Source organism: Turicibacter sp. HGF1 (genome assembly GCF_000191865.1).
Taxonomy (GTDB): Bacteria; Bacillota_I; Bacilli_A; order MOL361; family Turicibacteraceae; genus Turicibacter; species Turicibacter sanguinis.
Window position 1 is genome coordinate 73027 of record NZ_AEXQ01000097.1, and the last position, 8362, is coordinate 81388.

The 8362-nt window shown below is 32.6% G+C and carries 9 protein-coding genes; all 9 read right to left on the reverse strand.

Annotated elements, in window-relative coordinates; genetic code table 11:
• Nucleotides 1–1437: a glutamate--tRNA ligase gene (gltX, locus tag HMPREF9402_RS09855; protein WP_006784406.1), complete on the reverse strand. Its 1437-nt coding sequence runs from the start codon at nucleotides 1435–1437 to the stop codon at nucleotides 1–3.
• A 628-nt stretch (nucleotides 1438–2065) separates the two neighbouring features.
• Entirely contained in the window at nucleotides 2066–2548 is a 483-nt protein-coding gene (gene ispF / locus HMPREF9402_RS09860) for a 2-C-methyl-D-erythritol 2,4-cyclodiphosphate synthase (protein WP_006784405.1), read from the reverse strand.
• A gap of 14 nt (nucleotides 2549–2562) precedes the next feature.
• Nucleotides 2563–2766, reverse strand: a complete 204-nt coding sequence (locus tag HMPREF9402_RS09865) for a hypothetical protein (RefSeq protein ID WP_006784404.1) — start codon at nucleotides 2764–2766, stop codon at nucleotides 2563–2565.
• Between the two features lie 29 nt (nucleotides 2767–2795).
• Entirely contained in the window at nucleotides 2796–3275 is a 480-nt protein-coding gene (locus HMPREF9402_RS09870; protein WP_155061865.1) for an HAAS signaling domain-containing protein, read from the reverse strand.
• A 13-nt stretch (nucleotides 3276–3288) separates the two neighbouring features.
• Nucleotides 3289–3600: a PadR family transcriptional regulator gene (locus tag HMPREF9402_RS09875; RefSeq protein ID WP_006784402.1), complete on the reverse strand. Its 312-nt coding sequence runs from the start codon at nucleotides 3598–3600 to the stop codon at nucleotides 3289–3291.
• Nucleotides 3601–3745: 145 nt separating this feature from the next.
• Nucleotides 3746–4540 (reverse strand): PepSY domain-containing protein, encoded by a 795-nt coding sequence (locus tag HMPREF9402_RS09880; protein ID WP_009607242.1) that lies wholly within the window; start codon nucleotides 4538–4540, stop codon nucleotides 3746–3748.
• Between the two features lie 274 nt (nucleotides 4541–4814).
• The gene (ispD, locus tag HMPREF9402_RS09885; protein ID WP_006784400.1) at nucleotides 4815–5495 is read right to left on the reverse strand and encodes a 2-C-methyl-D-erythritol 4-phosphate cytidylyltransferase; all 681 of its coding nucleotides are present in this window, start codon (nucleotides 5493–5495) and stop codon (nucleotides 4815–4817) included.
• A gap of 57 nt (nucleotides 5496–5552) precedes the next feature.
• Nucleotides 5553–6563 carry a class II fructose-bisphosphatase gene (glpX, locus tag HMPREF9402_RS09890; RefSeq protein WP_009607238.1) on the reverse strand — a complete coding sequence of 337 codons (1011 nt, stop codon included), beginning with the start codon at nucleotides 6561–6563 and terminating at the stop codon, nucleotides 5553–5555.
• A gap of 174 nt (nucleotides 6564–6737) precedes the next feature.
• On the reverse strand, nucleotides 6738–8362 hold a 1625-nt coding region (locus HMPREF9402_RS09895), incomplete at its 5' end, for an FUSC family protein (RefSeq protein WP_238526661.1).

The following is an 8362-nucleotide window of genomic DNA, read 5'->3' on the forward strand; positions in this document are numbered from 1 at the left end:
TTAGATGAATTTTGCAATACGTCCAACAACTGTTTCTTTACCTAATAAAGCTAATGCTTTTGGTAAATCTGGACCGTGCATTTGCCCAGTTGTTGCAATACGGCAAGGCATGAATAACATTTTACCTTTTGCTCCCGCTGCTTTTCCAGCTGCTTTAATTGCGGCTTGGATTCCTTCAGCATTGAAATCTTCTAATGCTTCTAATTCTGTTTTGAATGCTTTTAACGTTTCAGATACACCATCTTGTGCAATGAAAGCTTGTGCTTCTTCGTCTAATTCTAATTCTTCTGAGAAGAATTCATCATATAAATCAACAATCTCAGCACCATATGACAAGCGATCATGGAATAATGAGATTAATTCCATTGCCCATGCTGTTGTTTTTCCTTCTAAAATTCCCTCTTCAACTAAGTGAGGCATACATAATTCTAATAACTCTTCATCTTCTAATGCTTTGATGTAGCGGTTATTAATGTATGATAATTTATTTTTATCGAATGTAGATGGTGATTTAGATAAACGTTTTTCATCAAATAATTCAATTAATTGTTCATGCGATAAAATCTCTTCTTCAATTGCAGGAGACCATCCTAATAATGCAATGAAGTTAAATAATGCTTCTGGTAAATATCCCATGTTAGCATATTGTTCAATGAATTGAACTGTATCTTTGTCACGTTTTGATAATTTCTTACCATTTTCGTTAACGATTAATGTCATATGACCAAATTGAGGAATATCCCATCCAAAAGCACGATAAACCATCATTTGTTTTGGAGTATTTGTTAAATGCTCTTCACCACGGAAAACATGAGTAATTTTCATTAAGTGATCATCCACAACTACTGCAAAGTTATACGTTGGGATTCCGTTACTTTTCATGATAACCCAATCACCAAAATCTTCTGATTTAAAAGTAACCTCTCCACGAACGATATCATTGAATGTGTATTCTTCATTTTCAGGAACTTTAATACGAACCACGTATTCTCCACGTGCTTCTAATTCTTTCTTTTCTTCTTCTGTTGCATTTAAACAACGACGAGAATAATGGATATTATCATGACCATGAGTAGATAAAGCTTCGCGTTCTGCCTCAAGTTCTTCACTTGTACAATAGCATTTATAAGCTAATCCTTTTTCGATTAATTCTTCTACATATTGACGATAAATATCTAAACGTTCTAATTGACGGTATGGGCCATATTCTCCACCACAATCAACAGACTCATCCCATTCAATTCCTAACCAACGTAAAAAGTTCATTTGAGACTCTTCTCCACCTTCAACGTTGCGCTCTAAGTCAGTATCTTCAATACGTAAAATAAAATCTCCACCGTAATGTTTCGCAAATAAATAATTGTATAATGCTGAACGAGCATTTCCGATATGTAAAAATCCTGTTGGACTTGGTGCATAACGAACACGAACTGTCATAAATATTGCCTCCTATTTAAACATAATAACTGTACTATTGTTATTCTTTTCATATTATATACGATTGAAACAAAATATTAAAGATTATTAAAAAAAATTGCGCCCAAGACACTGATTTTACCATGATTCTAAGTCATTAAAGAATAGATTTATGATATGATGAATCTACCGGAGGGGATGAGATGCAAATATATGTAATGCCAGATTGGATTAATTTAACGTTACAAATACTATCGACTATTGTTCTAATTGCAATCGTTTGGCTTGTTATTAAATCTTTACGAAAACGATGAATCTAAAAAAAGATTCACTTTTTGGTAAATGTATTACAACATTTAATATTATTTTATCTAATTAGGTGAAAGGAGAAGGGAATGTTACCTATGAAAACAATATCTACAATGAAAAGAGGAATTATATGAGATCTGAAGTGATTCCGTTTTAAAATTAAAACTGTGGATAACTAAAAAGCACCTCATTAGCGAGGTGCTTTTTGCTTTATAAATGAATAAAGCCAAAGAAGTAATTCTTTAGCTTTATTCATTTATAGGGAGCATATCATAATTGATTATACCTTGTATCAATATCTCAGAGATTAATTAACGGTTAACATCGCGTTAATATTGTGTTAATTAGTCTTTTTGAATAATAAAACAACACACTCTGAAGCTATTCCTTCTTCTCGCCCCACAAACCCTAACTTTTCACCACGAGTAGCTTTTACATTAACTTGATCCATTGAAGCATTTAAATCACTCGCAATATTTTGACGCATCGAGTCGATATGTGGTCGCATTTTAGGTCTTTCAGCATAAATTGTCGCATCTAAATTTCCTAAGCAATATCCCGCTTCATCCATCATTTTAAAGGCTCCGCGCAATAGAACACGTGAATCGACTCCTTTGTAAGTTGGATCAGTATCTGGAAAATGAGTTCCGATATCACCTTTTGCTAAAGCACCAATAATTGCTTCTGTTATTGCGTGGCATAATACATCAGCATCACTATGTCCAAGTAATCCTTTTGTATGCTCAATCTCAACTCCACCTAAAATTAATTTGCGTCCCTCTACTAACTGATGGATATCAGTTGAATGGCCAATTCGAATCATCAAAATCTTCCTTTCTAATCAAAAATATCATCAAATAAGTCATCTAGTTCAATCATCCCCTGTGATTTTAACTCGATTAAATCAAAAAGGACTCCTTGATGTAAGCTTTGTTTTATCACGATATTAGATGATACCGTAACTACGGAACACACTATCACAATAATAACGGCAACTAGACTCGAAATAATTAAATAAAGCTCTAAACCTTTCTTTCTCATTGAATTCACCTACATTCCTCAATTGATTCTTAATTAAGTCGTTTATAGATCAAATAACCTGTATAAAGTGACGCAACCCCAATATTAAATAAAATTAGTGTCACTCCTAATACTGCAATCGCAAGTCCGATTGAAAAAGACATTAAAAAAATACTTCCAATTATAAAACGAAAACTCGTCATAAAAAATAAAATCGAGACACATAAAGATGCTATGATAGCACAGATAGAGATACCTTTTTTAAAACCTTTTTCATTAGATTTTGGCTTTTCTACCTTTGAATCATCTTTATCAGCGGGGAAACGAGATTCAGTATAATCTAATGATTGCTTAACTTCTTGTGCTACCTTTTTAGGCCATCCTAATCTAGATAATATCTCCTCTTCATCTATATCTAACTCTTTCATTTCATTAACTTGTTCTTTATAAGAAGATAAGATTTCTAATCGGTCCTCTTCTAAAATATCTTGTAATTCTCGCTCTAACTCTTCTAGCCATTGGTTAATCATATCCACTGACTAATCACACTCCTTCGAATAAACGATGAACGGATTCAACCATTTGATTCCATTCTTTTAAAAGTTTTGCTAAATATTCTTCACCTTTATCTGTTATTGAATAATATTTTCTCGTCGGACCTTCAGTTGACTCTTTATTATAAGTTTCTAAATAGCCTTCTTTCGTTAATCTTCTTAATAATGGATAAATTGTACTCTCAGTCACCTCTATATAATATGAAAGTTTTTGAACCATTTCGTAACCGTACAAATCCGTTTTTTCAATTAATTTTAAAACACATAATTCTAAAACACCCTTTTTATATTGTGCATTCATAATCTCATTATTAATAACAACAAATTGTTACCCTAAACCTCCCTTACAGATAGTCTTTTAGCAAGAAATCCATCAAAAAGACTTGTGATATAATACCACAAGTCTTTCAAATTTAAAATATTTTCTAACCTTTTATTCGGCTATATTAATCTAAATTTGTATCCACACTGCGAGAAATAATACTTCCATCAATCCCACTAATTTCGAATTCGTATTCAGTTCTTCCCTCATAAACAGTAATCTCATATACAGGAATTCCTCGTTCATAATCTAATGAAAATTCGCCAATTACGCCACTATTTACCTGGCCTAATGCAATCTCCTTCGCTTTAGTTTGATCAATATTTAATCCTTGATTAGTATTTATATTAGATGCTTGGTTAATTAATTCTTGGTCTTTACTCAAAATACTTCCATCCATCGCACTGACTTCAAATTCATATTTATATGTTCCATCTACTACTGTAACATCATAAACCGGAAGGTAGTCATCGCGGTCCAATTTAATTCCAACAATTGTTCCATTGACTTGATTATTTATAATTTCTTTTACTTTTGCCTCATCAATCTTTACTTCATTAGTGATTAGTGGATTTTGTTCACTACTACGTTTTAAAATACTTCCATCAACAGCACTGATTTCAAATTCATATTCAGTCGTACCATTCACAATCGTAATATCATAATTTGGAATAATATCATCCATATCGTATGAGAATTCAATAACATTTCCTGATCCGACTTCTTTCAAAGCAATCTCTTTTGCTTGCTCTTCAGTAATTGTCACTTGCGCACTGCTAATATTTGTTGAATTAGGATTCTGGGAAGTTATCGGAGTTTCTGTTTGAGTAGTTGATGGATTAGTCGTTTGAGGAGCAGAAGAACATCCGAATAAAAATGCCCCTGTTACTAACATTGAATATAATAGTGTCTTTTTCATAAAAATCTGCTCCTTATATCTTAATTATTATTTTTATTTTTATAAAAAAATTAAATTTTAATGTATAACATCGTGATAAATTTTAGTTATTCATCTCCTACTGTGTATTACACACTAGTAGTATAACAAACACTACTATACATTATCTAGTAGCTTGTATAAAAATAGCCAACGAAATTTTTTTCGTTGGCTATTTTTTATCGTAATTTGAATTTCTTGTTTAACGACATAAAATATGATTCACTTATTTCAATTCATTTTAGCTATTAAATATCTATAGGGTTCCCTTCATTAATTGCTTTGCCATTACTAAATCTTCTGGAGTTGTTAGTTTAATATTAGTATAGTCTCCTCGTACCACATTAACAGTTGATTTTGTAAACTTCTCTATTAAGCTTGCCTCATCAGTCCCTAAAAATTCTGCTTTTTTTGCACGTTCATGTGCTTGCTTTAATAAAGAAGTTGGGGCTGCTTGCGGTGTCTGAACAGCATATATTTGCGAGCGATCAGGAGTTTCAACTACGACACCGTCAACTACACGTTTAATCGTATCCTTTACAGGCACTGCTACAATAGACGGATGATGACTTAGAGCTTGCTGATAACATTCATCAATCATACGTTGCGTCACAAAAGGTCGCGCTCCATCATGAACTAAAACAACATCCTCAGTAACCATCTGAAGCCCATTGTAGACACTATATTGTCGTTCGCTTCCACCTCGAACAATTCGAATACGCGAATCCATTATATTAGCACCTTCTAAGATATTTTGCATCGTATCTATTTCAGTTGGATTAACAACTAATATAAGTTGTCCACAGTTTGCATTTTTTAAGAATTTTTTCAAGGTATGAACCACAACAGGTTGGTTGTTAATTTCATATAACATTTTATTGTAACCCAATCCCATTCGACTTCCAATTCCGGCTGATAAAATAATTGCAGCGTACATGTCTTTCACCTCATATGTAAAAGTTGCCTCCTATTGATAGGAGGCTAGTTTAAAAAATTATAAAATGATTTCTTTAATTTGGTCGTCTTTACGATCTAGATAATGAATTGATTGAATACGACGAACAGTTCTTGATTTTCCGCGAATAACTAATGTTTCAGTTGTGGCAATTCCATCTTCACATGTGATTCCATCTAATAAATCACCTTTAGTGATTCCTGTTGCTGAGAAGATAACATTATCACTTTTCGCCATATCCTCAAGTTTTAAAATGTCGTTTGGTTTAACTCCCATTTCTTCACAACGACGAGCTTCATCCTCACTCATTTTAATATTTTCTTCTGTCTCACCTTTAACATCTTTACGTAAAACTAAACGTCCTTGCATATCTCCATCAAGTGCACGGATTACAGCAGCAGAAACAACACCTTCTGGTGCTCCACCAATTCCATAAACCATATCAACTTCACTAAATGGCATACATGTTAAAATTGAAGCTGCAACATCTCCATCTGGAATCGCAAATACACGCACTCCTAAAGCCTGCATTTGTTTAATTTGCTCATCATGACGTGGTTTAGCAAGTGTCATCACTGTTACAGCAGATAATGGCTTATTAACTGCTTTGGCAACACGACGAATATTTTCTTCTAAAGATAAGTTTAAATCAATAACACCTTTCGCTTTTGGCCCAACGATTAGTTTTTCCATGTACATATCTGGTGCTTTTAAGAAAGATCCTTTTTCACCAACGGCAAGGGTTGTCATAGCATTAGCCTGTCCCATTGCTGTCATACGAGTTCCTTCAATTGGATCTACCGCGATATCTACATCGTCTCCAAATCCAGTTCCAACACGTTCTCCGATGTATAACATTGGCGCCTCATCGATTTCACCTTCACCAATCACAATCTCTCCGCGAATATTAATTTCATTTAATACGTGACGCATCGCTAAAACAGCCGCACCATCTGCCGCGTTTTTATCCCCACGTCCTAACCACTTGTAACCTGCTAATGCTGCTGCCTCTGTGGCACGAGAAAACTCAATTGCTAATTCACGTCTCATGTTGAAACCTCCTATAAATGATTTAAAATTCCAATTTTATTATATCAAAAAATCAAGTTCTCGGTTGGAATTTTGTCGTTTTTTTGGAACAACTTTCACAAAAATAATTTCTTTCAATTTAACCTTATCAAAAAAAACACTTTTCACCATATAGATAAAAAGTGTTTTTAGATGTTATTGAATTGGATTAGTTAAAGCATCAAAGCTAACATTTAACCATTCACGATATTTGTTATCGTCCCCTGCCATTTCGAGGGCATGATAAGCTTCTACAATAACTGTATGAGGATACTTTTCATTACCTAAAAGATAATGTTTATACTTTTCATAAAGATCCATTAAATAAGTATGAGCTTCTTTTTCACGAATTGTAAATAAATATCGATTTCCTAAAAAGGCAACTATTCCCCCTAACAAAACAAATCCCACACGATTCTGGGCAACAATTAATCCTGTTGTTCCAATAACAGCTGCTCCAAGCGATTGGATAGTTGTTGCAATCATTTTATAATCGTATCGATTAAAGAACATATTTACATACGATGTAATCATCACAATCAACGTTCGTGAAGTTGAAGATTTAAAGATTGTAAATAAAATTAAAAATAAAATAACACCGAATAATGTCCCTGTAAATCGCATCCATGTTTTCTTATTACTTTCCTCATAACTTGGTTGAACAAGTGCTAACAGTGTAAAACATAGCCAACGACCATATTCTAAGTTAAAGAATGTGGTGTAGAACAAGGCAGCACTTAATAAAATCGTCACACGCATAGCAAATTTAAAAGACAGTGACTTTGTATCAATTTGGAATATTTGATGCAAGATGTTTTCTTTATATTCAGGATAAACATCTTGTTCAGATAATTTCAATATCTTTAAAGCCTGTTTAATTTTTTGCATGAAGTCAGGTAAAACTTTTTCATCCCATTTATCAAATATTTTAGCCGCAATAGCGTAGTCCTCATTTTTTAATCCTTGAACTAATAATTTCAGATCTAGTAATAATTCTTCTGATGTTTCACCCGCTTCGTAGTAATTTGAGACATCTGTTAATAAGTAATAAATTTTATGAAGTGAGATAATTTCACTCACACGATACATACTATCCGTTGTTAAAGTCGTTCTTAAATTGCGACGTTCAAATGTTACTTTCATAAAACGTTTCATTCCCAGTTTAAGAACATCGATTTCTTCAGGATGAATACTGTAATCTTGAGATAAAATTCGATCGATTCTTTTTTCAACAAGCTCTAATGCTGTTTCATTTTCATTTTTTAAAATCTTCTTATAAGTATCTTTGTTCATTACATATTGTAATAAAACGATTAATAATGCTCCTATCGCTAACGAAATTAAACGTCCTGGAAGCATTTTAATATCTGAAACTGGTGCTGATAATAATAGAAATAAATATCCAAGTAAATATGGGAAATGATATGTTTTCTTACCATTTATCGTTGTCCAATACGTCATAAAGAAAATAAATGGAATACTAATTAACATTGTTAAAAATGCACTAACCGTTATTAAATAACTCGCTAATCCCATATACAACAAGATGAATAATAATTTAATAAATAACAGTTTTAAATTTTGAGTCATATCCTTTTCAGATGTAACTAATCCAATAATTAAAACCGTAACTCCAACCATTAAGTTAGATTGGCCAAAAATGGTCTTAAACAAAACAACATAAACCATAATGGACAGAAATAAAAATGCATTAGATATGATTTGTTTTTTCATTCTTCTCACCTCAATAAAATAAATAGTGTTGAGCAATATAACAAAAA